This is a genomic window from Acetilactobacillus jinshanensis (assembly GCF_004359375.1).
In the GTDB taxonomy this organism is placed as follows: Bacteria; Bacillota; Bacilli; order Lactobacillales; family Lactobacillaceae; genus Acetilactobacillus; species Acetilactobacillus jinshanensis.
Map to the genome: position 1 here is coordinate 1109858 of NZ_CP034726.1, position 25737 is coordinate 1135594.

At 39.4% G+C, this 25737-nt stretch carries 24 protein-coding genes and 1 other RNA gene; 5 read left to right on the forward strand and 20 right to left on the reverse strand.

What is annotated here, in order from left to right; translation table 11 throughout:
* Positions 1–18: 18 nt before the first annotated feature.
* Complete coding sequence (locus ELX58_RS05170; protein ID WP_162614657.1) at positions 19–1140, forward strand: tyrosine-type recombinase/integrase; 1122 nt, start codon at positions 19–21, stop codon at positions 1138–1140.
* 219 nt (positions 1141–1359) lie between these two features.
* Here the strand turns inward: ELX58_RS05170 and ELX58_RS05175 are convergent, their stop codons facing one another.
* Positions 1360–1644, reverse strand: a complete 285-nt coding sequence (locus ELX58_RS05175; RefSeq protein WP_133442092.1) for a hypothetical protein — start codon at positions 1642–1644, stop codon at positions 1360–1362.
* Positions 1645–1683: 39 nt separating this feature from the next.
* Positions 1684–2100 carry a hypothetical protein gene (locus tag ELX58_RS05180; RefSeq protein ID WP_133442093.1) on the reverse strand — a complete coding sequence of 139 codons (417 nt, stop codon included), beginning with the start codon at positions 2098–2100 and terminating at the stop codon, positions 1684–1686.
* A 361-nt stretch (positions 2101–2461) separates the two neighbouring features.
* Between ELX58_RS05180 and ELX58_RS05185 the strand changes: the two genes are divergently transcribed.
* Positions 2462–3691, forward strand: coding sequence for a hypothetical protein (locus ELX58_RS05185; RefSeq protein ID WP_133442094.1), 1230 nt, complete (start codon positions 2462–2464; stop codon positions 3689–3691).
* A 56-nt stretch (positions 3692–3747) separates the two neighbouring features.
* On the opposite strand, the gene ELX58_RS07940 is transcribed toward ELX58_RS05185, so the two are convergent.
* The 3 genes from ELX58_RS07940 to ELX58_RS05195 all read right to left on the reverse strand — a co-directional run bounded on the left by ELX58_RS07940 (position 3748) and on the right by ELX58_RS05195 (position 5395).
* On the reverse strand, positions 3748–3903 hold the full coding sequence (locus ELX58_RS07940; protein ID WP_162614658.1) for a hypothetical protein: 156 nt from the start codon (positions 3901–3903) through the stop codon (positions 3748–3750).
* 141 nt (positions 3904–4044) lie between these two features.
* Positions 4045–4428, reverse strand: a complete 384-nt coding sequence (locus ELX58_RS05190) for an Hsp20/alpha crystallin family protein (RefSeq protein WP_133442095.1) — start codon at positions 4426–4428, stop codon at positions 4045–4047.
* 100 nt (positions 4429–4528) lie between these two features.
* Positions 4529–5395 carry a DegV family protein gene (locus ELX58_RS05195; RefSeq protein ID WP_133442096.1) on the reverse strand — a complete coding sequence of 289 codons (867 nt, stop codon included), beginning with the start codon at positions 5393–5395 and terminating at the stop codon, positions 4529–4531.
* Positions 5396–5512: 117 nt separating this feature from the next.
* Here ELX58_RS05195 and ELX58_RS05200 point away from each other — a divergent pair, with 117 nt between their 5' ends.
* Positions 5513–7228 (forward strand): NFACT RNA binding domain-containing protein, encoded by a 1716-nt coding sequence (locus tag ELX58_RS05200; protein WP_133442097.1) that lies wholly within the window; start codon positions 5513–5515, stop codon positions 7226–7228.
* A 71-nt stretch (positions 7229–7299) separates the two neighbouring features.
* On the opposite strand, the gene ELX58_RS05205 is transcribed toward ELX58_RS05200, so the two are convergent.
* The 11 genes from ELX58_RS05205 to ELX58_RS05255 form a co-directional block, all read right to left on the reverse strand.
* Positions 7300–9795, reverse strand: coding sequence for a carbamoyl phosphate synthase preATP-grasp domain-containing protein (locus ELX58_RS05205; RefSeq protein WP_162614659.1), 2496 nt, complete (start codon positions 9793–9795; stop codon positions 7300–7302).
* Positions 9796–9800: 5 nt separating this feature from the next.
* Positions 9801–10880 carry a carbamoyl phosphate synthase small subunit gene (locus ELX58_RS05210; RefSeq protein WP_133442580.1) on the reverse strand — a complete coding sequence of 360 codons (1080 nt, stop codon included), beginning with the start codon at positions 10878–10880 and terminating at the stop codon, positions 9801–9803.
* A 17-nt stretch (positions 10881–10897) separates the two neighbouring features.
* On the reverse strand, positions 10898–11431 hold the full coding sequence (pyrR, locus tag ELX58_RS05215) for a bifunctional pyr operon transcriptional regulator/uracil phosphoribosyltransferase PyrR (RefSeq protein WP_133442099.1): 534 nt from the start codon (positions 11429–11431) through the stop codon (positions 10898–10900).
* Between the two features lie 36 nt (positions 11432–11467).
* Positions 11468–12391, reverse strand: a complete 924-nt coding sequence (locus ELX58_RS05220; protein WP_133442100.1) for an RluA family pseudouridine synthase — start codon at positions 12389–12391, stop codon at positions 11468–11470.
* Positions 12392–12853 carry a signal peptidase II gene (gene lspA / locus ELX58_RS05225; protein WP_133442101.1) on the reverse strand — a complete coding sequence of 154 codons (462 nt, stop codon included), beginning with the start codon at positions 12851–12853 and terminating at the stop codon, positions 12392–12394. It lies immediately after the preceding gene.
* Positions 12854–12856: 3 nt separating this feature from the next.
* Complete coding sequence (locus ELX58_RS05230; protein ID WP_133442102.1) at positions 12857–13246, reverse strand: EbsA family protein; 390 nt, start codon at positions 13244–13246, stop codon at positions 12857–12859.
* A 26-nt stretch (positions 13247–13272) separates the two neighbouring features.
* Positions 13273–14394, reverse strand: coding sequence for an NAD(P)/FAD-dependent oxidoreductase (locus tag ELX58_RS05235; protein WP_133442103.1), 1122 nt, complete (start codon positions 14392–14394; stop codon positions 13273–13275).
* A 17-nt stretch (positions 14395–14411) separates the two neighbouring features.
* Positions 14412–15557: a THUMP domain-containing class I SAM-dependent RNA methyltransferase gene (locus ELX58_RS05240; protein WP_133442104.1), complete on the reverse strand. Its 1146-nt coding sequence runs from the start codon at positions 15555–15557 to the stop codon at positions 14412–14414.
* A 95-nt stretch (positions 15558–15652) separates the two neighbouring features.
* An RNA gene (gene rnpB, locus ELX58_RS05245) (RNase P RNA component class B) lies at positions 15653–16040 on the reverse strand.
* 27 nt (positions 16041–16067) lie between these two features.
* On the reverse strand, positions 16068–16463 hold the full coding sequence (gene gpsB, locus ELX58_RS05250) for a cell division regulator GpsB (RefSeq protein WP_133442105.1): 396 nt from the start codon (positions 16461–16463) through the stop codon (positions 16068–16070).
* Between the two features lie 43 nt (positions 16464–16506).
* The gene (locus ELX58_RS05255; RefSeq protein ID WP_133442106.1) at positions 16507–17103 is read right to left on the reverse strand and encodes an SLOG family protein; all 597 of its coding nucleotides are present in this window, start codon (positions 17101–17103) and stop codon (positions 16507–16509) included.
* Between the two features lie 108 nt (positions 17104–17211).
* Between ELX58_RS05255 and recU the strand changes: the two genes are divergently transcribed.
* Positions 17212–17826: a Holliday junction resolvase RecU gene (gene recU / locus ELX58_RS05260; protein WP_133442107.1), complete on the forward strand. Its 615-nt coding sequence runs from the start codon at positions 17212–17214 to the stop codon at positions 17824–17826.
* A gap of 36 nt (positions 17827–17862) precedes the next feature.
* The gene (locus ELX58_RS05265; protein ID WP_217423161.1) at positions 17863–20163 is read left to right on the forward strand and encodes a transglycosylase domain-containing protein; all 2301 of its coding nucleotides are present in this window, start codon (positions 17863–17865) and stop codon (positions 20161–20163) included.
* Positions 20164–20239: 76 nt separating this feature from the next.
* On the opposite strand, the gene ELX58_RS05270 is transcribed toward ELX58_RS05265, so the two are convergent.
* The 4 genes from ELX58_RS05270 to ELX58_RS05285 form a co-directional block, all read right to left on the reverse strand.
* Positions 20240–20965, reverse strand: coding sequence for a DnaD domain protein (locus ELX58_RS05270; protein ID WP_133442108.1), 726 nt, complete (start codon positions 20963–20965; stop codon positions 20240–20242).
* An 83-nt stretch (positions 20966–21048) separates the two neighbouring features.
* The gene (gene asnS / locus ELX58_RS05275; RefSeq protein ID WP_133442109.1) at positions 21049–22344 is read right to left on the reverse strand and encodes an asparagine--tRNA ligase; all 1296 of its coding nucleotides are present in this window, start codon (positions 22342–22344) and stop codon (positions 21049–21051) included.
* 54 nt (positions 22345–22398) lie between these two features.
* Entirely contained in the window at positions 22399–22902 is a 504-nt protein-coding gene (locus ELX58_RS05280; RefSeq protein WP_236747721.1) for a cell wall elongation regulator TseB-like domain-containing protein, read from the reverse strand.
* Positions 22903–22976: 74 nt separating this feature from the next.
* Complete coding sequence (locus ELX58_RS05285; RefSeq protein WP_162614660.1) at positions 22977–25733, reverse strand: exonuclease domain-containing protein; 2757 nt, start codon at positions 25731–25733, stop codon at positions 22977–22979.
* Between the last annotated feature and the right edge of the window lie 4 nt (positions 25734–25737).

Below are 25737 nucleotides of genomic sequence, written 5' to 3' on the forward strand. Positions count from 1 at the left end.
TTAGAGATGAATCATGAGTTGAAGTACTTTTATTTAAAAACTAATAAAGGCATCTTTTACTACCATCAAAATGGGAAACGCTGTTATGGATACCGAATCACTTATTTTGACGCTAATCATAAACGCCATGAAAAAAGTAAACGTGGCTTTAGTACCAGTCGTGACGCATTACAAGCTCAACGAAAAGCTAATCGATATGTTGAAAGTATGACAACTCATGATTATACGGTTGCTCAATGGTGTCAACAATTTCTCATCACCATTAAACCAATTCGTAAAGTAACAACGTATTATAATTACAAACGTTTATTAGACGAAGACATTATTCCATATGTTGGTAACGTTAAATTGGTTGACTTACGAATGAATACTTATGAAAATCAATGCATTAGTAAATTATATCAACGTGGCTTATCTCGCAAAACGATTGTTAATGCTAACGCACGTTTTCAAACGGTAATTAATTCTGCCGTTAAAAATCAGTTCCTAAAAATCAATCCAATTGCACACGCAATATTATCTAATCGAAATCAACGACCGCGTAAGATGATTATGAATGATGAGCAATTAAAGAAGTTCAATCAAAATATAAAGCATCATTCGTTATTAGTTCAAGTGATTTTTGAAACGTTAGAACATACTGGAATGCGATTGGGAGAATTATTGGGGTTATCGTGGAACGATGTTGATCTTAATAAACGAATTGTTAAAATTCGTCACACACGAGATAATTTTGGATTACGCCGACCCAAAACTAGTCATAGTATTCGAACGTTTGCGATTAATCCGCAGTTAAATGACTTGCTAAAAAAATACGCCATATATTGCAAAAAACATTTTCATTTGGATAGTCCATTAATTATCCGAGGGAAGCATGGTAAGCCATTACGTCCAAATATGGTTCCAGTTAAACTGAAGCAATTATTAGATGAATGCGGATTAAGTAAAATGAAAGGTAGATTTACACCGCATTCATTTCGTCATATGTTTGCAAGTCGATTGATTTCGCATGGTGTAAATATCATTATGGTGTCTAAAATATTGGGTCATGCAAACCCAGATATTACGATGAAGATTTATGCTCAGTCAGCACCAAATCAAATTGCCGATATTTATAATGCTGAAAAGCATATTAAATAGTCAAAACATCATTTTGTTGTTGATGTGGGATATATGTGGGACGTAATTTTAGAAATCATGTATAATTCCTATGCTATTAGTAATTATAAAAAGACTAGTGATTAACATATAGTTAATCACTAGTCTTAATATATTTTTTATAGACAAGAATAAAATAAAAATCCTGATTCACATCAAATTCATGGAATTAGGATTTTTTTATATCTAATATATTAAATGCTATCTCATCGTTCGATCCAATATCTTCATCTGATCATAGACAACGTATGAGATACACCAAGCAGTTAAAATAATTAAAACTAAGAACAACGGAATTAACAAGAAAATATTATGGATAAACGCAATTCCCAATGATTCTAAAAATAAGCCTACCGTTAACGTAACGTCTAACTTGGCTCGTAAACCATGATGAATATCGTACGTGATGTAACGAATCACGTTAAAGATCCATAATAAATCCATAATTCCAATATCAAATTGCATCAAAGAAAGAAAAGCTGACATAGATTTTGGTTACTTCCATTCTTTTCTTTTGATTAGTACTTATCTGACGTCAAAGTTCGATAACATCTTACGACGTTTATGAGAAACCTTATTTTCATATAATGACGATAAATTATCTTTATCAGTCGTCTTCATTGGACTAACTCGGAAATGGTCATCGATTGCCAATAACGTGTTGGCAGTCTTTGCTGGATGAGCTGATAACCAATCTAACGGATCAGTAATCCCAAACTTTTGCGGTGTTAGATGATGATCATTTAACGCGTTTAAAATCCAAGCAAAATGGTATAAATTAGTTAGATAATCTTGACCAACGACAGCATCAAGGCTGGGCTGCGGACTTAACATGTAAATATATTCACGATTAGCTTTCGAATTATGTTCGATGATTCCGACCATGGTTGATTGATTAGCGTCATGGTATGTTAATGAATAGAATTTCTGAATAAAAATCACCCTGTTGTTTTTCAAATTCGGTTAAAAGTAATTACATTAATAATTATATCACGTTAAATTAAAATTAATGAACCTTCCGAAATAAAAAGACCATTAATACAGCTACTAACAGAATAATGATAACACTAACAATATTTAGGTCATTAATTAACATAATTCCTAAAGCTAGTGATAAAAGAATTAATAATGCAACGATACCCAGTATACATAGATGATAAAAAAAGATGATCCATCGTATTAATCTGGATTGATGCATAATATACCGCTTTCTAAATTATAAACAAAATTCGGTCTACTTAACTATTCATTAATATTATATAATATTAGTAGGAAATAAAAACGTAACGAGAGAAGAAATTATATGCTGATTGATGTATCGATAGTAATCTTGGTAAGTGTCCTTTATTATCTAACTTGTAGCCTATCAAGAATTCTTAACTTAATTGGTGGGGTCTTATTGGTTTACCTACTGTGCTGGGCCGTTGGTGTTAACGTAGCACATGAAGCCCTGGTGTCTGAAATTGAATTTGTCGTCATCGTAATCGTCATTAATGTTTGGATGGCGATTCACAGTCATAACTTAATTGACGAAAGTAAAACTTCTCGAATGAGTAAATTTCACCATCATCATAGTAACCATGTTTATGCCACTCGAAATCGTCTGAATAATTTTCATCTAAAAGGTATTAGTGATCACTTTAAAGCGACCCCAGAAGTATATTTACAGACGATAAAGACCCAGCTTGATAAAATTAATAAATACGTCAGTCAGCATAGTGATTATAATCAATTTAATCAGTTAATAAAATCACTTCAGGTCATTCAAGCTGAAATTGATGACATTAATTATCATTTAGATTTACCAATGCAGGTTAACTTCCCGCACGGATTAAAACGACTAATTCATCAATATTATATAATTCTTCATGAATATCACGTTGAAGAAAAAGCTCGTAATCAAGAAATGATAATCGCTGATGTTTTTAGTCACGGTGCTAAAAATCCGGCTAAGAAAAACGTCTTCTTACACGTAAATTTACGGTTCCCCTACCAACGTTTAATTCATGACCGAATTACTCATCAAATCGATCTCTTGGTTATTAACTCAAAAGGTGTTTTTGCATTTACGTTATTGGATAACGTTGCCAACCCATTGATCGTTAATCGAAACGATGAAATTGCCAGTGGCGACATTAAGTCAAAACGCTATCATAATTTACAATCGGTTATTAATTTAAAGAATGAACTAAACGTTAACTACGATGCCGTTGAAGATTTAATTCCGCATCATATTAACGTCATACCACGAGTCGGTGTAATTTGTACCGATCCTAAAGTGACAATTCAATTAAAGGATCCAAAGTTTAAGATGATTAAGCCTCAGCAGATTGATTCGTTAATGGCAAAACTTCCAGAAGTCTTAACACCTGGTCAAGTCCACGATGTTGCAAATGCCTTTCGTGACTGCTTTACACGAAGTAAAAAGTATGAATGGCACGTCTTTGACACCCGAACCCAATCCATTATTTCAAGCTTGCTATGGTATCAAGATCAAGTTAAATCGCTTGATCATAAGTTAATTGGTTATTAAACATTTATTAATATAATTATGGAGTCGCTAAATTATTAGCGACTTTTTATTTACCCTTATTCATTAAATTTTTGACGTAATTTATCAATTAATCGATCATCAAAAATCTTACAAGCTTTACTAGCATAAGATTGCTTCTGATCCTGGATTGCCCAGATGATTAATAACTTCGCTTCCTGTCGACTTAGTTGAAGTGTGACTGATTTTCGCATTATAAAACCTTCTTAGTTTAGGATACAAAAAGAGCGCTGTCGTTTTGGGCGGTGCTCTTTTTGAATATTAATTATGGCAAATGAATTTATTTAATGTTGATGTTGTGGCCATCATTTTGCTTAGAGGCTTGCTTTGGTAAGTTAACCTTTAATAGACCCCCCATCATACTTGGCACTGATCTTACTAAAGTTAACGTTTGGTAAGTAAAATGCACGAGCAACGTTGCTGTTAGAACGTTCTTTACGGAGGACACGGCCTTTGTTGTTCTTAGTTTCACGGTGCATGTTATGAGTAGCTTCAATTCGTAAAGTATTATTACGGTAATCCATGTGAATACTGCTCTTCTTGAAGCCTGGTAATTCAGCGGTTACGTGATAAGCTTTACCATCATCAGTAACATCGGTTCGCATGTTGTTAGCCATCTTTGGCATTGATTCAACCATGCTTCGGCCTAAGTTACCGAAGAAGTTATTCATTGGTTCATCAAAATCATCATTAAATGGGTCCATTAAATCGTTACTCATAATGATTCCTCCTTAACTTAAACAAACTATTAACTCTGGAGGCCTACCTCAGCTTCCATAATCAATACTAAATATAAGCAGGGAAGAGTCAACGATCGTGTCAATCCTTGTCAAAATCTTTAATCCACCCGAGGGCAAGGGCTTTAGCACCCAAATGAGTACCTATGGCGGGTCCAAAGAAGCTCTGTTCAATTTTCATGTCTGGGTACATTGATTGGATATGCTTAGCCCGGAAGTTACCGCCCTGTGGGTCGTTAGCGTTAAAAACGGTGGCTCGAATTGGGTAATCAGCAGCTTTGACTTTTTCGGCAAAAATCTGTTCGGTTCGCTTTAAAGCACGTTTACGGGATCTAATTTTCTGAAAAGCCACAATCTTATCGGTCTTGTTATCAAAGGTTAATAACGGTTTAATGCGAAGAAGACTACCGATAAATCCGGATGCGTTCGATAAACGACCACCCTTTACCAAGTTCTTCAAATCATCCACAACGAAGACTTCGTCAATCGTGGATCGTAAATCGTCAAGTCGTTTTAAAATGTCTTTAACGGATTTACCAGCATGGGCCATTCTAGCGGCAACAATTGCTAAATCACCCATTAATCTAACGGTGATGTGTGAATCGTAAGGGATGACCTTAATGTTCTTGATGGTTGGCGCAATGGCACAAATCTGACGGTACATCCCCGAAATCGTACTAGCCAAATGAATACTAATCACGTTATCGTACCCTTCGGCAGCCAACTTATTATAAGTCTTAATAATCATTCCAGTTGGTGATTCTGAGGTGCTTGGTAATGTCGTCGAAGCTTTTAACTTGCGATAGAACGTTTGATTATCAATGTCAATTCCTTCTCGGTAACTTTTACCGTCCATGTTGATCAAGAGCGGGATTACCGTAATGTGGTACTTATCACACTCGGCTCGTGATAAATATGCTGAACTGTCGGTAACGATTGCGGTTTTCATTTAATCAAAAATCCCCTTTGATAACCTTATTATAAGATTATTATAACATTTAATGGTATCTGATTTATACGAATTTTGTTATAATTAGTCTGTAACCTTTTAGTTAGGAGTGATTGGATGTCCTTTGACGGTGCGTTTACACACGCAATGGCTGCGGAATTAACGAAAGAACTCGTTGGTGGCCGAATTTCAAAAATTAATCAGCCGTATCCCAACGAAGTAATTATGGTGGTTCGAACGAATCATCACAATTATCCATTATTATTGTCAGCTAACCCAACCTATTCACGTGTTCAGATTACCCAGGTGCCATACGTTAATCCACCGGTTCCAACACCGTTCACGATGACACTGCGAAAGTATTTACAGAGTGGTCATCTAACCCGGATCCAGCAGATGACTAACGACCGGGTTCTTCGTTTCCACATCTGGTCACGCAATGAACTAGGAGATTTACAACACCTGATCTTAATTGACGAAATCATGGGGCGAAACAGTAATATCATCTTAGTGGACGCCAGTGATATGACGATTATCGATGCATCCCGTCGAATCAGTAAAAACAAGGATCGTTATCGTCAAATTTTACCAGGCTTTAAATACGTTCAGCCACCAAAACAGACATCTCTTAATCCCTTTACGTTCGATCAATACGATCAACTAAAGGTTCTGATGGACAAATACCCCAACCAGAATGTATTAGCAAAGCATCTTCAGCATTTCATCCAGGGCCTAGGACGTTCCACAGCTCGTGACCTAGCTTGGTGGCTTCATCAACCAGGTGACCTTAAGTCACAGTTTCAGAAGTTCTTTAATTACTTCAATCATCCGGAACCGGTACTGGTTAAAAACGCTAAGGGTAAAACTAGCTTTTCAGTTTATCCTTTCCGCCACCAGGAAGTCATCAAGAAGTTTCCTGATTTAAGTCAACTATTGGACTATTATTATCAGACCCGGGCTCAACGTGACCGAGTTCGTGAAAAAGGTGCCGTTCTGATTAAAGTCGCCCGGAACGAATTAAAGAAAAATCAACGCAAACAAAAGAAATTAAAGAAAACGTACTACTCCAGTAAACACGCCAACGAATATAAGCATAAAGGTGAAATCTTAACTACTTATATGTATAAGGTTAAAACTGGGATGAGCAACGTTAAATTACCGGATTTTTACCATCCCGGTAAAACCGTTGACATTAAATTGTCTTACGACCGCACCCCATCCGAAAATGCTCAGTGGTACTTCAAGCAATACCGTAAAAAGCAGCATGCCGGTGTCTACGCTAAGCAACAGACTAAAGAAGCTAAAGTTAACGTTAACTATTTTCAAAATATCCTGGACCAGATCCAACTTTCTAAACCCAGTGATTTAGACGACATTAAACTAGAACTTCAGCAGGAAGGCTACCTTAAAGATCACCAAAATAATCAAAAAGGGCATTCTAAGAAACGTCGCCATAAGGTCAGCAAACCTGAACGCTTCATTTCTGATGATGGCACCCCAATCTACGTTGGTAAAAACAACCTTCAAAATGATCATTTAACTAAATCAGCTGATAAACGTGACACCTGGATGCACACCAAACAAATTCATGGTTCGCACGTCATTGTTCAATCGATCAAACCCAGTCAAAAAACGTTAACGCAAGCTGCATTACTAGCTGCGTACTTCTCTAAAGGTCGCGAATCATCCAACGTTCCCGTTGACTATACCTTAGTTAAACACGTTAAAAAGCCAAACGGTGGTAAACCAGGCTTCGTAATCTATCGTCATCAACACACCCTATTTGTAACGCCGAAAGCATCCGTCATTAAACACTTACGGCAGAATAAATAACAACTAAATAACCGTAAAAATAAATCCTGTTTTGATTATCAATATCAAAACGGGATTTTAGTTTAGTTCAATTAAAGTAACGTTAATCTTGCACCCACGGCATGATTATTATTAAACTTCGGCTTTAGATGAGGCTTAACAACCGACAATTGTTTAAACGGAAACGTATCGGTCATTTTAGCAGGCAAAACTTTAAGTCGTTTGAAGATGCTGACAAACTGAGCAGGCGTTAGTTGATGAGTATATAACTGAATCAAAGCTCTGATCCAGTTAACGTTAGAAATTTGATTTAAGAAGACGGTTTCAGTGGTTCGCAACGGTCGAATTCCTACTAACGAATAACCATTTGGACCGGTCTTAAATAAGACCTGGACCAAGCCCTTCCAATTCGATTGATTAATGACGTGGATCGCCTGATGTTTTAAGGTATGGAGCAATTTGTCATCGTTAATCTGAAACGGCTTGATCTCGTTGACGTATTTAAGTTCCGAATGGAACCGGCTAATTAATTTCATCGGTGTAATCAACTGTTGCTGGTGCGTTGAAACGAAGAAGTCTAAGCCGACACTAGCTCGTTTCGGGATCGTGACACCGGTCTTCTGGTCAGGCGGTAAAATAATGGCTTGATCTGGGAAACGCCGGGTCAACTGGCGAAGTAAAAAGTGACGGTTCCCTGGAACCACGATCAACTGGGGCTTTTCCAGATGAATAATATCGGTGATGTTACCAAGCTGAACGGGCTCGATATATTGCTTATCACTAATGCGTGGGATTAAGGAAACAGCATTTGGATTGTTATTAATAATGATTGTCTTGAAGCCGAGTTTATGCATCTGAATTAGAGTTTCAGCGGTGTAATAATCAGCCGATGTATTTGGTCCTAACTGATTACCGCCTCGACCGATGACCAATGCCGACCGATCTGACAACTGAGCAGATTCATTCTCGTGCTCATAGCTACTGTAATAAGTCCGGGTGTGCTGAATAAATTCACCGGCCGACGGTTCAATCTGTTTATAGGTGGGTCTAGTTTCGCCCTTCTGGTCAGCATCCCGAATCTGAGCTAGCGACTGATTCCAGGTTTCAGCCAACATCCCGTCACCAAAGCCACTTTCGTGAGCTCGTTTGATGGTGTCGATATTGCCCGGCTTATTTAGAATGTTCTTTTCAACGGCCAAGAGTCGTTTTAACTTATAAAAGTAAAACGGCTGGATCTTAGTTAATTCCGCTAGGTCATGAACCGGATAATGACGACGTAACGCTTCAATCAAAACTAAGATTCGACTGGCTTGCGGGTGAATCAACTGATCAATTAATTCATCATCCGACATGTTACGCCGGTTTGGTAGAACATCTTTTGGACTGAACTGTGAACTCCGTAAGGCTTTCAGTAATGCTTCTTCGATCGTCCGACCAACCCCAATTGATGAGCCAACGGACTGCATTAAACTTCCTAAATGCTGATCGGAAGTCTTGATGTCTTTGAATTGCCATAACGGAATCTTAACTAAAACGTGATCTAATGATGGTTCCAAGCACTTTGTCTTCGGATCATACTCGTTCGATAACTTAAGCGTCGAAAAATTCTGTCCCATTAGAAAATCCGTATAGACTTCTAACAACGGATACTCAGAAGCTTTACATGATAAAGCAACGGCACGGGTATAATACGGAACGACTTTGGTAATGAAATAGTAGTTTCCACTGCGGTTAAATGCGAACTGAACCCCACAGAATCCGTTAATATCTAGTGTGTCCATAATCTTTAACGTTGCGTTGCGTAACCGCTGGTATTGCGGATCAGTTAAGGTTTGAATCGGTGTGATGGTTAATGAGTCACCGGGATGAATCCCGAAAGCATCGATGTCTTCAATACTGTTAATAATCATCCGGGTTCCCTGGTCATCTCTAACACCGATCATACTGAATTCCTGGTATCCGGTGATATCAGGTTCGATGATACATTTATTAATTTCGGAATCATTAAGGTACTTTTTAAGGTTAACCCTTAACTTTTCGGGATCTTTACAGATTCGACGGCGAATTCGATAGCGTGGTGAGAGCGATTTGATCATGACGGGATAGCCAATTTTATCAGCAATTAATTCAGCATCCTGAAATGATGATACAATCGTTGAAGTGATCGTGGGTTCATTACAGTCATGAACCACTTCGCCAAAACGGAGCGGATTACTAACTAATTTAAGGGCTTCATCAGAAATTCCCACGATCTTAACGTGATATTTGGTTAAAACGCCACGTGCTAACAAGAACTGGGTGATTTTAACGGCTCGTTTTCCACCTAACGTAGGTAAGATTGAATCCGGACGGGCTTTTTTAATGGCCTGGATAACGTTATGAATCGTGATTTTATTAATAAAGACCTGAGACTTATCTAATAAACTTAAGGTTACTGAAAATGCGTTGTCATCAATTACGAATGGTGTAACGTGATGCTTAATTAACTGGGTAATAATCTGAAAACTCGCCGCATCGGATTCATTTTCGTTACCGATGGACGAGGGGCCACTACCAATGATTAAAATTTTCGAATTAGCAGCATTCATTGGTGTCATCTCTTACTTCTGAATGAATGAACGTTTTCAAGAAATTCATCGTATAATTCGGAACTGTCTTTCGGTCCAGGACCACCATTCGGATTAAACTGAACGGAGAATGCGGGATAATCCTGATGATGAAGGCCCTGAATGGAATGATTAATCAAATCAATGTAAGTTACGAATAACGGGGTGTGTCTTAACGACAACGTTGCGATTTGGTAACCCTGATTCTGGGAAACGTGGACCACCTGACCAGTAATAATTCGTTTAACGGGATGATTACTACCAAAATATCCAGCTGGCATGCGACAGGTCTTCGCCCCGTTAGCTCGAGCAAATAACTCATGGCCAAGACCAATTGCAAATAACGGAATTCTGGCCTGGACTTTCTGAATCATCTTTAATACTGATCTAGGAACGTTTTCAGGTGAACCAGGTCCGGTTGATAGAACCACTCCGTCAGGATCTAAATTAAAAATCTGTTGCGCAGTAGTATCCCAAGGAACCACGGTGACGTTACATTGTCGCTGAGTTAACGCACCTAATAAATTACTCTTTAAACCAAAGTCAACGACCAGAATATTATACCCAGTCCCTGGATCTTGGTAAGCTTTCGGTGTTGCAACTTGGGCGACCTGCTGATGGTTAATAACGGTCGCATGCAGTTGGTCAAAGGCATGTTTATCATTAACGTCAACGATACTGGCCATCATTGAACCGTGCTTCTGAATGTGTTTGGTGATTTCACGAGTATCTAAGCCACAGATCCCAGGAATGTTGTTTTGTTTCATAAATTCATCCAGGGATAAACGGTGGTTTCGGTTAGTGGAAATATTAGCGTATTCACGAACGATGATCCCTTTGGTATGGGGCTGAATCGACTCGTAGCTTTTATCATTAATTCCGGTGTTACCAACTGACGGTTGAGTAAAAACAATAATTTGGCCATAATAAGCCGGGTTAGTCATTGATTCTTGATAACCTAGCATGTTTGAATTAATGGCCAATTCACCTGTTGTCGTGGCGTCTGAGCCAAAGCCGTAGCCACGATAAGAAGTCCCGTCAGCTAAAATCAGGTATCGATAGCCCATCATAACGATCACCTACATTAATGAATGATTTCAACGGCATCCCGATGATCCTTTTCCATTACGGAAACTCGAATCCGTTCTTTTCTGGAACTAGGAATGTTTTTACCAACGAAGTCAGCACGGATTGGTAATTCACGATGGCCACGATCAACCAGAACGGCTAAACGAACGGTTCGGGGCCGGCCCAATTCGGATAAGGCACTTAAGGCCGCTTTAACGGTTCGGCCGGTATATAAAACGTCATCAACTAAAACGACGTTCTTCTTTTCGATGGAAACCGACTTATTATCAGGGACGACGTTAGGATCCTTATGGGAGCTATCGTGATCAATATCGTCACGATATTTAGTGACGTCAAGGCTGGTAACCGGAACTTTAGCCTTTTCGAGCCGATCAAGACGCTTGGCGATTCGCTTAGCTAAGTAAACACCGCGAGTCTTGATACCAATTATCATTAGGTCTTTAATCCCTTTATTACGTTCGATAATTTCGTACGTAATTCGAGTTAAAGCTCGTTGCATAGCCATTTTATCCATAATTAATTTCCGCATTCTGCTACCTCCGTTTTTAGATTGAATTCGTCAGAATTAATAATTCTGCTTACCACAATACTTCTGTCGTCTTAACTTGTCTAATACCTGTCGAAAAATTACTGGCATTTGCACAGTAAAAATTAGTAACTTTCCGGTTCGGGGATGATGAAAGCCCAATTTCCAAGCGTGAAGAAACTGACCATGGCCCTTGATCGTTTTGCGAGGTCCATATAACGGGTCGCCAACTAACGGATGACCAATGTACTTCATATGAACTCGGATTTGGTGAGTCCGACCAGTTTCTAGCCGGCAAGCAATCAACGTGTACTTACCGAATCGTTCCAGAACTTTATAATGCGTTACGGCATGCCGACCGTCACTAACGACGGCCTGTTTTTTACGATTCCGTCTAGACCGTCCCAGTGGCGCATCAACGGTGCCACCCTTTTCTTTAATGTTACCGTGCACTAGGGCAATATATTCACGGACGTTGGTCTTATGACGAAGCTGATCAGATAACGAATAATGAGCAAGATTGTTTTTAGCCACCATTAATAAACCTGACGTATCTTTATCGATTCGGTGAACGATTCCAGGTCGATACGTTCCGTTAATGTTGGATAGTGGTGTGTGATATAGTAACGCGTTAACTAAGGTATGATCCGGATGTCCTGGAGCGGGATGGACGACCATCCCCTGTGGCTTATTAACCACCAAGACGTCGCGATCTTCATAGATAATGTCTAACGGGATCTTTTCGGGAACCAGACTTAGTTTTTTAGGTGCCGGAATCTTCACGGTAATTTTGTCATGAGCTTTAACCTTATACTTCGGTTTGGTCAACTTACCGTTGACCCAAACTAGGTGCTTGTCGATTAACTTCTTAATTCGGGATCGGCTCAACTTACTGATCATTTCGGAAACGACTTTATCAATTCGGCCCCGTTGAGTTGTAATTACTAAGTGCTTAATCGTCATTTAATCACGTTTCCTTAAGGGTTTATTAAAGCCAATCAGGATCATTAACAGGATTACACCAACCGTTAATGCTGAATCGGCAACGTTAAAGATCGGAAAGTTGATAAAATCGGTCTGGATCATGTCAATTACGTAACCATGAACGATTCGGCTGATTAAATTACCGCAAGCGCCGGCGATAAACAACGTAATGGCCGTTTCGTAACCAAAGTCGTAACGGCATTTCCATAGATAATAGCCTGCGATAGCAATTGCAACAATCCCGATGATTACGAAGAACCCCCGACTACCGGTGAACATACTCCATGCGGCACCGGTATTTTTAACGTTCGTAATTGATAAAAAATCTGGAATAAATTCATGTTCACTTAAAGTTTTGATATTATTTACGATCCAGAATTTTGAAAACTGATCAGCACCTAAAATCGCAATAAATAAAATGATTGCGTAGTAGATCCACATAAATTATCTGTTCACCGCTTTTATAATTTGATTGATCTTCTTAAGATCTCTAGGAAATAAACTGTACTGGTATTTCTTACCATTCTTTTCAATTGTCATGGTGTACTTACTGAATGAAACACGGTCCGAATTGTGATCAATGTTAAATCGACGCCACTGACGACCAAACATATTTTTAATAATAATGGTTGATCCAGCAATGATTAAGCGTCGGTTAAGGAATTCTAATCCAGCGATGATAAAGAAAGCGATAAAAAAGGTAATCGTAATCCACTGGACATGAGTAACCTCTAACCAAAAGATGATCCCCGTTAAGAGGACCACGAATGTCCAGCACCAGTCAATCGTGCTGAAGATTGGACTAGGCTGATAATAAAAATGATGCTGTTTCATAATTATAATGATCCTTCTTTAAAAACTTAATCGTTGAACCGAAAGTATTTCTTGATTGGTTTTTCATAATAATCAAAATTAATCACAGGATCGGTTAAAATCATTTGAGCCAAGAATTTACCGATGATAGGACCGGTCGTTAATCCGGATGAACCTAGACCGCCACCGGTTAACAGATCAGGATGTTGTGGAATTGCACCAAAGAACGGTCCGTAATCACCAGTGTAACCACGAGTACCGGTGCGCACTTGATCAATGTCATCAGGTGTTACATGGTCCACTAACTTCTGAGCACTGCTTAGTAACTTAAGTGCGTTCGTATGGTTAGGTCTTAAATCAAAGCCCATCTGGTCCTCATGAGTAGCCCCAATTACTAATTGACCATGACCAAACGGTAAGAAATCATACTCACCTTCGGGCATTAATACCGGCATGTTTTCTTTTTCAGGAGTATCACGAACGTGAACCCTGATCAATTGACCCTTTTGTGGGCGAATGTCAGCTTTAATCCCTAAGGGTAATAAGGTCTTTCTGATCCAAGCCCCGGTAGCGACCACGATTTTACTGAATTTATAATCATGATCAGTGGTCTTCAGTTCATGATCATTTACCATTTGGACATTTTTTGGAATCACCGCTAAATTACGTTTTTGAGCAATCTTGATTAGATGTTCAGATAACTTTTGACCGTTTATTCGAGCACCACCGGTTACCATTACACCAGGCTGAGAATGATCCAAAACGGGGATTTGATCTTTGACCTGTTGAGCTGTTAACTTTCGGATCTGACCCATAGTTGGCGCATTAACTTTGCGCTGAATTGCTAATTGATATACTGCGTTAACAGCATCATCAGTACTTCTCGTAATGATGCCACCGGACTGATTATATTCGTTAGCGGGCATTGCCGTTGTTTTTGCCAATTTTGGTAACAACTGAGCGCCAGCCCGTGCCAAATGATACCATTGCTTATTTCGTCGTTTTGATAACCATGGGCAGATAATTCCAGCCGCAGCTTTGGTGGCCTGACCATGACCATCATCAAACATGGTGACTTCAATTTCCTGATGGCCTTTTAATTGACTCAAGTAATAAGCAACGGTCGAACCAACGATGCCACCGCCGATAATCGCAATTTTAGTCTTCATGTAAAAAGCTCCTCAAATTAATGCTTACCGTGATAATTGTTGGTGCTCCAGAACTGGAAATAATCAGTTCTTAACGAACCATTATAAAGCTTTCGTCGCTTCGTGGCTCGTTGACCGTAATAATGTTCAAAATTAAGGTCACTGCTTAAGAAATACTTTGACCAACTAGTCATCGGTTTAAAGACGTTCCCTAAGGTTCGGTATAGCTTATGAACTTCAGCCGGCGTTTCCATTCGTTGACCATATGGTGGGTTAGAAACTACTACGCCATCGGTTAAATCAGTCTTAAAATCTTTAACGTCAAGTTGCTGAATGTGTAAGTCATCTAATAATCCCGCTTCAGCAGAATTAATTTTGACGGCGTTAACCATCTTCGGATCAATATCTGACGCAAAAATTTGAACAGGCTGCTTAGGTTTAGCTGCGGCTTTAGCTTGTTCACGAATTTCTTCAATTCGTTTTGGATTAATCCATTCCCACTTTTCAAAAGTGAAATGACGGTTTAATCCTGGGGCCATGTGCTTACCCATTAACGCAGCTTCAATCGGAATCGTTCCGGATCCACACATTGGATCAACGAACGGCATTGTTTTAGAATGCCAGTCGGTCAATTCAATTAATGCAGCAGCCATGTTTTCCTTCAACGGTGCGGGCCCTTTTAAGATCTTATAGCCTCGTTTAAAAAGACTGGGACCGGTGGTATCCAACGTCAGACGAACCATATTTTTACGAACGGATACTTCTAACGGGTATACGGGACCCGTTTCTGGTAGACGGCTTCGACGGTGGTAGACATGACCGATTTTTTTAGCAATGGCCTTTTTAACTACCGCCTGAACGTCAGGGGTACTGTGTAACTGTGATTTAACAGAAACTCCTTCAACCGGGAATGTCGCATTCATTGGTAGATAACGATCCCAGGCTAAGCTATAAGTTTTATTAAATAATTCATCAAATGTCTTAGCTGGAAATTCACCAATTAAGATTTTGACTCGATCAGCGGCTCGTAACCATAGATTAGTTTTGACGACGTCATCTAACGTTCCATCAAATAAAACTCGGCCATTTTGAATTTGAGTTTGATAGCCTAATTGCTGAAGTTCCTTACCAACGACGGATTCAATTCCAGCAGCTGCTGTAGCAACGAGATGAAATTTTTGCACCGATTTTCACCTTACGATCTAATTTTTTAAATATTTAATCGACTTAACAAAAAAGGTGAGAGCATAAGCCCTCACCCTTTCCTGATGACATAAATTCCTATAAGCCACGTTTCGTACTCACATGAAATGTCAGGTCAAATCATATGAGCAGTAATCATCTATCTATCGCATCATAAATATGATGCGGTCCCCACGCTTGGTTCATTTTCCGTGCGTGAAGCTCCTCTACCGAAAATTTGAGTTCTCCGCTCGAGGGGTTTACCGCGTTCCATTCGATTGGATTTCTCCAATGTTTCGTCACTGTGGCACTTTTCAGGAGTATTAAAGCATAGCAGAACCTTAGCTTGTTTCTCCGCCGTAGTCACTAATAAAAGTGATTCACCGGTTTATTTTTTCACCGATCACGAACACTACAAGCATCTCAGCTTGTGCGAGAGTGGACTTTCCTCACCCAGCAAAAGCTAGGCGCGATTACTCAGAATTTATGCCTATGTATTAATTTAATTTATCTTAAAATTGGTCAGAATTATGATTTTGATTCATGTTTGAACCAAAAACGTGATTTTCTAAATTAGATAACCGCTTTAAGATATTAATATAAGTAGCGTTATCAGGCTGAGCCGCAGAACTCTGTGGCTGACGATCCTGATTTTGATCCCGCGTTTGAGCCATTTGAGGGGAAGCTACGTTATTATTAACGGTAGCTCCAGACTTAGTTAACTGATCAACCTTAGTTCGTAATTGATCATTTTCGTCTTGTAATTGTTGAATCGTCTTATCAAAAGTTTCGTAATCACGAATAACCATATCCAAGAAGCTATCAACATCGGTAGGATCATAACCCCTCATTTTTTGTTTAAAATCTTTTTGGAGAATATCTTTTGGAGTAAAATGAATCTTTCCCATATCTAATTACACCTCAACTCAAACACGTTTAGAACAACGCCTATTATAACAAATGTTGCTTATGTTGCAAATCTTTTTTGTGATTTTCTCGATAAACTATCTCATATTCATTCGCAGCGTCCTGTAAATCATCCATGGTAATCGTGGTCACAGGATAATTATGCCGCTTAGCATACCTTTGAATCTGGGCATAGTCATACTTGGTCTTCCCAGGATACTCAGGGTCATAGATCAAAAGTGCCGCATCGGTATGGGTCAGCATGAAATTTTGATAATTAAAAAGTTGCTGTGGTGATGAATAATCTGAGTTATTGACTGGACGCGAAAAGTCAGCCCTTTTAATCGTTTGCTTCATTCGAAGCTGATTCCGATCGTTCCAATGCTGACCAAAATTGGTGAACGGCAGCATTACCGCAATCTGGTATTCATGCGTATACTTCTTTTTTAATTTTGAAGCAACGTCAACAAACCACTGTTCAACACCTAGTTGAGCACCCGTAATGAACCAGGTGAAACCATTGATCACGGCTTGTGAGATCTGATCCTTTAGGACTGATTTGATTATCTTTACTTTTGGATCGTCATCCTTGAAAACGCCTAATTCATAACTGCGGTATCCAGTCACCCATAATCTTTTCACATCATCATCAGCTTTCTACATATATTATAATGATAAACCAGTTTCCATATTATTTGGACACTTGGTATAATGTTTTTAAATAGACCTTTATAAACTCCATATAAGAAGATGACAATAACGAAAATTAATTATCCGAATGGAATGGGTTATTCTCGTTATCATCCCCAGCATCTTAATCATAAACATCGTTTGACGACCTTTGGTGATCGTGGGATGTCGCTTGAACATGAAATCAACAAGAGTAACGCCTACTACCTCGCCAAAGGAATCGCCGTGGTTCACAAAAAGCCCACTCCGATTTCGATCGTTAAGGTTGATTACCCAAAACGAAGTGCCGCCGTTATTCGAGAAGCGTACTTTAGTAAGGCTTCAACAACTGATTACAACGGTGTCTATAAAGGGCATTACATTGATTTCGATGCTAAGGAAACTAAGAACAAAACTGCGTTTCCGCTCCGCAATTTTCACCGTCATCAGGTTGAACATATGCGTGAATGTGTTCGCCAGGGTGGAATTTGTTTCGGCCTTATTAAATTCGTAAAAACTAACGAAATTTACGTCTTTAAAGCAACTGATTTGTTTTCTTATTGGGACGCCCAATATCATGGCGGCCGAAAATCAATTCCAAAAAAGGTGATTGACCAGCGAGGTTACAAGATCCCCTATCGGCTTGAACCTCTCATACCGTATTTAGATGGTGTTAATAAAATTATTCATATCTAATTTGTCTAAACAGACAAAAAAGGAGATCCATTTTATATGAAACCTGAAACGAGAGTTCAGGCGCGTGAGATGGCTGAAGAGTCAGACCACAAACCTAAACTGTTTAAAAAGATCTTTCTGGGTATTCTAGCGGTCATCGTTTTGTTCTTGATCCTGGGTACTTGTTTGTTCTTTTTCTATGTTGCAAGCGCACCTAAAGTCACTACGGCCGCCCTATCTAGTAATAATTCGACTAAGATTTACGACGCCAACGGTCACATTATTTCACGCTTAGGTGCCCAAAATCGACAGTATGCATCCGCTAAACAAATTCCTAAACAGTTAAAGGATGCGATTACTTCAACTGAAGATCGTCACTTCTATAAAAATCATGGTGTCGATCCAGTTCGTACCGCTAAAGCCGCTTTTGCTGATTTAACCGGTTCAAAGTTAGGTTTGCAAGGTGGTAGTACGTTAACTCAGCAGTTGGTTAAATTATCTGTATTCTCAACTGCCGCTTCAGACCGAACGTTAAAACGTAAGGCCCAAGAAGCTTGGTTAGCCCTAAAGGTTGATCACCGTTATCCAAAATATAAGATCATGGAATACTACGTTAACAAGGTCTACATGGGTAACAACGCCTACGGAATGAAGACTGCTGCCGAATTCTACTACAACAAACCGCTTAATAAGTTGAACCTTCCAGAAACGGCTCTGCTTGCCGGGATGCCACAGTCACCATCTTTGTATAATCCATATGTTTATCCAAAGTACGCTACTCAGCGTCGTAACCGAGTTTTGATCTCAATGTATAATAATCATAAGATCAGTAAGACTCAGGAACGCCAAGCTGCCGCCACACCGATCAAACAAGGATTAGCTAAGACTCATCCAAACGCCAATATCAATGATAAGCATGAAAAAGTTATCGATGCCTACTTAAAGCAGACCATTCAGGAATTACAGGCTCACAAATATAAGTTACATTCCGGTTTAAAGGTCTACACCAATTTGAACTATGCCGACCAGAAGAAACTTTATAATTTAGCCAATAAGAATGGCGGTAAAGTTGGCTTTCCTAACAATGCATTCCAGATTGGAGCGGCTATGGTTGACGCCAAGAACGGTAAGATCAACGCCATGTTAGGTGGCCGTAAGCAGACCGTTCCGTTTGGCTTTAACCGTGCCGTTCGTACCGACCGTTCCAGTGGTTCCACAATGAAGCCGTTAATGGACTATGGCCCTGCAATTCAATATGATTACTTCCCAACTTATCAACCTGTTCAAGATACGCCATATACGTACCCTGGCACTGACATTAAATTAAAGGACTTTGATGATAAGTACGAAGGTAACATTACGATGCGCCGAGCCTTAGTTGAATCTCGTAACATTCCAGCCATCAGAACGCTTCATCACGTTGGAATTGGCCACGCCACTAAGTTCTTAAAAGGCTTAGGGATGACGTTCAACCAAAAGCTACAGTTACAAAACGGGATTGGTGCTTACATTTCACCATTACAGGAAGCCGCTGCCTACTCAGCATTCTCTAACGGTGGAATCTATCACCGTCCATACACTATCAACAAAGTTGTTGAACCCGATGGTCAGGCTCATCATTTTAAGAGTCATGGGCACCGCGCAATGTCACCAGCAACCGCCTTTATGATGACTAATATGCTTAAAGGTGTCATCACCGATCCTAAAGGTTCTGGTACCGCCGCTAAGATTAATGGCTTAAACGAAGCTGGTAAGACTGGTACTACTCAATACCCATCCAGTTTCCATGGCAGTCTTCCTGGTTATGCCGCAATGGATTCATGGTTCACCGGTTATACCAAGAACTATGCCCTATCGATCTGGACCGGTTATGATCATCAGATGAAACCAGGTCATTACGTTAGCGGTTCGGAAGTCAATATTGCCCAAAACTTCTATAAGTACGCAATGCAATACGCTCAGCGTAACAAGCCGAACGAAGACTGGACTCAACCAAGCGACGTTGGCAGTATCCAGCGTGATGGCCGAACCGAATACTATGTAGTTGGTCATCCTGGTGATGCTCAAGCTAAGACTAATGATTCGTCTAGTAAGGCCGCTAAGACCAGTGATACTAACAAAGATAAGAAAGATAATTCTAGAAACTCTGATTCTAGTTCTTCCAGTTCAACTGAAAACCATAAGACTTCTTCTGGTAACAACGGTTCTGGAAATAATGATAAATCAAGTTCTAGTAAGTCTAACGATACTGACGTACCGAAGGGTAAAGCTTCAACAAACAGTACCCAGAATTCAAGTCAGCCTCAAGCTAAGAACAGTCAAAACAGCAATGCTTCTAGCACGTCACAACCAAGTTAAGATTTGTTGAATGATAATAAAAAATGCCAGCTAACTTAATTGTTAGCTGGCATTTTATTTTACTTTGATATAGAAATTAAATCTTAAAGATTGGAATATCGGGACCCTTTTGATCATTAGTGGGATGATTGTTGAGACGATGCTGATTCTTTTCCTGATTAATAGCGTTCTGTAACGCCTGCGGAGTCCGAATGTTACGATTTTCCCAACTGTTAAGAATTCGATCAATGTAGCGGAGGTTATAGACCTGACTTAAAACGGCTTCCCGTAAAGCTAACACAATCATTTTTGGTGAATAATGATCATCAGTCATCCAACCATCGATCGTCTGCGCTTCCATCGGTGACAGGTCACGCCCAAATTCTTTAGCAATCGTCCTAAAAACTTGGTCTCGGGCGGAAACGGTAACTGAATTAGTGTTAGTCCGGCTAATATTGTTTAGCGACCAGTTTTCATTATTATCCTGATTGCTATGACTTAATTGATCTAGTTTCTGGTACATCAAAGAAAAGTCATAGGCATCCGTTTCATGATGATCTTCATCTTGAGTAGTGTTGATCGTCATTAACTTCTTTTGGATCAGTTTGTGTAAAATCTCATAAACCTGATTTTTAGAAAATCCAGTGGACTTAATCAATGAATTGACGTCCGGGAACTTAATTCCTTCGTCGGAGTAACGTTTAATCTGTAAATACATTACTAATTCATTAGGGTTCATATTCAGTTTCGTAAAGTTGGAAAGTAGATAATTGGAAATGGTCGTCTGGCCGTTCTCAATTAATTTAAGCGCAAATGAATCCATGTTAATCCCTTCTCATCCGTGATGTTGGGTACAAAAAAGAGCAGCTATAAAACGGCCGCCCTTTTTTATAAAATTAATGATTTTTATGGGTGTAAACGATTTAGAAGACGTGGGAATGGAATACATTCACGAACGTGGTCTTCTAACGTAATCCAGGTTAAGAATCGTTCTAAGCCCATTCCGAATCCGGAATGCGGAACACTGCCGTACTTACGTAAGTCTAAATACCAGTCATAAGACTTTTCGTTTAAGCCATACTTCTTAATCTGTTTCTTTAAGTAGTTATAGTCAGTAGCACGTTCAGAGCCACCGATAATTTCACCATAACCTTCAGGTGCTAATAAGTCGGCACAGATTACTAACTTATCATCATCCGGATCAGGCTTCATGTAGAACGGCTTAGCGGACTTAGGATAGTTCATAACAAAGACCGGTCGTTTGTATTGATCAGCTAAGAATGATTCTTCTGGAGAACCAAAACCATTACCCCACTTAAAGTCCAAGCCACCTTTATGAAGCATCTTAACGGCTTCATTATAGGTGATACGAGGATAAGGTAACTTAGTATAAGCCTTTAAAGTATCAACGTTACGACCTAATAACTTTAATTCGTACTGACAGTTATCAATGATACTTTGGACTAAGTATGCGATGTACTGTTCTTGAATCTTTAAACTTTGATCCTGATGACAAAATGCCATTTCTGGTTCGATCATCCAGAATTCAGTTAAATGACGACGGGTCTTTGATTTTTCAGCTCGGAATGTCGGGCCAAATGAATAGACACGACCGAATGCTTCAGCGCCGGCTTCTTCATATAACTGACCACTTTGGGATAAGTAAGCATCGTGATCAAAGTATTCAGTATGGAATAAATGAGTAGTACCTTCAGGTGCGTTAGCGGTAAAGATTGGAGCGTCAAATTGAACAAAGCCGTGTTTGTGGAAGAAACGATACGTAGCACGTTTAACTTCGTCTCGAATCTTTAAAACGGCAAATGGACGACGGGATCTGATCCATAAATGACGATGATCCAAAAGGAAGTCAATCCCATGATCCTTTGGTGTGATCGGGTAATTTTCAGCCTTTTGAATTACATCGATGTCCTTGACCTGCATTTCGTAACCGAAGTGAGATCTCTTATCTTCATCGATCGTACCCGTTACCCACATACTAGTTTCTTGACCGATATGTTTAGCAACGTCCATTAATTTAGCGGAAACGTTTTTCTGGTTAACGACTCCCTGGAAGAAAGCAGTTCCATCACGTAACTGTAAGAATACAATCTTTCCACTTGATCTTCTATCTGTTAGCCAAACACCAATTTTGACGGTTTCGCCAACATGATCTTTAGCGTCTGCAATATGAATTTGTTTCAATTCGGGTTCCCTCCAATACTTAGTGCTTTAAGTATAACATTTCTAAAGTTTTCTTTATACATTAGTTATAAGCTGTAGTGATTTACCGGTGCTGTATTTAAAAGTATGGTAGCAAAGTTGTTTATTATGATTTTCATAGCTAGCGATCCATACGGTTTTACCATTAAAGATCGCTGGTGCGACACTAATGATTTTACGGGCGTGATCCTGAACCCTAACTCGATTCATAATTGCTGATCGACTAACCCCGCTGTTAATTGAAACGGTACGCACTAATTTATGGTGCTTATTCATAATCACGTACATCTTTTTATCACGCTTGTTGGGTCCACCAATGGTGTAATACGTATGATTAAGATCACTCATGTAAAAACTGTTAGCACGTTTAATGCCTTCAGTTTTCTGAGCGGTATTAAATGATTGGACCCGAGCTTGACGCATCGGTCGCTGAGCGATAAACAGCATAATGATTAAGCCGATGATGATGACTAAAACAACGATGGAGATTGACTTTAATAATTTTCGGTCACGCTGTTTACGCAACGTTTCCGCTTGCATAATTCTCACGATGAACTTCCTTAAATAACATGATTTAGTGCCGATAAAAATATTATATCAAATCTGGGTTAAAATTACCCATTAAATTTGACCTTCCGCTGATTAATTATAACGCCCTGTGGCAATGCTCGGGCAAACTGCTTAAAGTACGGATGATTCAAAATTCGGCCGTCAAAAATTACGAGCCTGTTTTTATGAGTCGGCAGATAATTCAAGCTCCGTTTAATAATTAAAATTATTTCTGGTAACTGCATCAGACGTTTCACGTCTTGATGTGACTGCTTAATTTGATGGACCTTAGCTTTGTAATACATGTTCTCGTTCGTATCCAACGGTAAATCCGCAATGATTAACTCACCGAATTCCTTGGGGTAATTAAAATTTAACTGGTTAAACCAGGTCAAGTTAGTGAACACGATTGCTCTCTGAGCGTTGGTCAAGCGTTTCAAGATCCGTTTCTTGCTGCCGTTGATTCCAAGTGCATAGACGGGTTCTTCGACTTGATCAACGTCCGTCAAAACGTTGAAAGTTCCGGTCATTAACTTTAGAGATGAAAAACCAACTAATAATCGCTGGGGTTTCTTGCTGGCTTTCGCCAATATTAATGTTGCTAGAGCTTTACAATATTGATCCGGCTGATGAAATAATGACGAAGTCTGGTAGACGTTAATAGCAGGCTTCGCTTCACTGATCTTGTCTAAATCTGATTTCTGACGAGTATTAGATAACGGTAGTTTCATCCTGGAATTAGTGAGCTTAGCGCCGTTTACCATCAACGCATGATCCGTAAAAATCATTGGTCTGAAGTATTGGTACAAGTCTTTTTCCAAATGATTGCCGATACTGATTAGGCCACCCTTTAAATAACATGACGCTACATTGTGAGGCTCGTTAGTGATGGCTTTAAAGATACAGTTTTCGGGATGAGACTGGATTTGATCGATGATGGCGTTGAACATATCTTTAGCGTTAATTAACATGCTGACGTGGTGGTAATAGTTATCCATTTCAAGGCGGTTAATCCGGCGATAACTGCGCTTTCCACTCATGTCCTGGAAGTAATTGGTAATCTTCTTGATGATGTTAATATCGTGATTCAAAACCTGAAAATTAGGGTTTTCCTTATTAATGTATTTTTGAAATTTCTTTAACGACGGCATCGTTAGCATATGTTTACCGACAGGTGTTAATAACCGTCGCTGGAGAAACGTAATTGAGAACCGGTACATGATCTTTTGATAAGCTCGACTTAATTCCGCTAACGCACCCTGGATTAACTTTAATTTGCGTCTAACGGTAAAGTGATTAGGTAAAATATCGTAAAGATTATGGTTATGTGTCTGGTGAAGATCACCCATAATTTTACGAGTCTCAATATTAATTAGATTCAAATTAAAGTTGAAGCGGTACTGGCTAATCTCAGCCTGTGGCAACTTATCAGCTTCATCAATCACCAGATACGGATGTTTACTCAAATGACTGAGTTCTTTAGCGTGGGTACATAGATATGAATGACTGACGATGATGAAATTAACCCGGTGGGCGGCAATTTGATGCTGACGAATAAAGTCCTGGTAATAAAACGGATTGTGACGGTGCTGAGTCTGATCTTGATAATGACGCACTTCATTAAGGTACGGAATCTTTGGGTTAATGTGGAGTTCATTTAAGTCACCGGTTGTCGTAATCGTTAACCAGACTAAAATCATTGCTTTAACGAGCTGGGTCTGATTAGATTTTTCATGAACCCGAAGCGTATTAAAGTACCGGTTTAGATCAATGTAATTAGCACTGTCCTTAATGATTAACTTAGAGACATGGAACGGCAATAAATTATTCAGGGTTGGAATCGTCTGGTCCCATAACTGCTTGCGTAGAAGTTTGGAAGCCGTACTAATGATAACGACCTGGTGCTGATTATGACTTAGGTAAGCTAACGGTAACGTGTAACCAATCTTTCGGCCCATCCCCATCGCAACTTCGAACATCCAGTTACTTGGCTTTTTATCCTTAGTGTAGTTGCGGTAGATTTCGTTCATCATCTTGGCCTGCTGAGGATACCATTCCAATTGACTTTGGTATAACCGAAGTTTTTCAGGCTTAGACGTCGGAAATTTGTAGGTCGTTTTATCGTCATGACGACGGTTAATGTTATTACGTCTTAGGACTAGTCCCCGCTTTACTCTTAAGTATGATGATAACGGTCGGTGAATATCTTTAACTTGTTGAAGGGTGTCCTTAAACATCTCCATCGTGTTCCGTGGCAACTTAGGCTGAATCTTAATGATGCCCTTTAGGGTGTCGTACGGGAGACTTCGTAACCGATTAATTAAAAGAATTAATAAATAAGCCGTTGCGTAGGCGTCACTGCTGGCGGAATGCGGATGTTTATGAATAATATTAAAATAGCTGCTGATTCGACGTAATTGATAACTGGGCAGCGTTGGTAAAAGAATCTGGCTCATCGTGACCGTATCAATTGCCTTGATCTTTAGCTGTGGATAACCAATTTGTTTCAATTCATAATTAAGGAACGGAAAGTCAAAATTGACGTTGTGGGCCACAAATACGGTGTTCTGTAGCATGTGATACAAAAGGCTCGCAATATCTCGAAAACTCGGCGCATTTTTCACCATGGCGTTGGTAATCCCGGTTAATTGTGTAATTCGTTCGGGGATTGCTTTTAGCGGGTTGATTAAAGTTGAGAAAGAATCAATTATTTTTTGGTCTTGAACAAACGTACAACTGAACTGAATAATGCGGTCATCAGCTGATGCGTCGGTTCCGGTCGCTTCAAGGTCGACTACTGAGTAGATAGTCTTTTTATTCATAAAC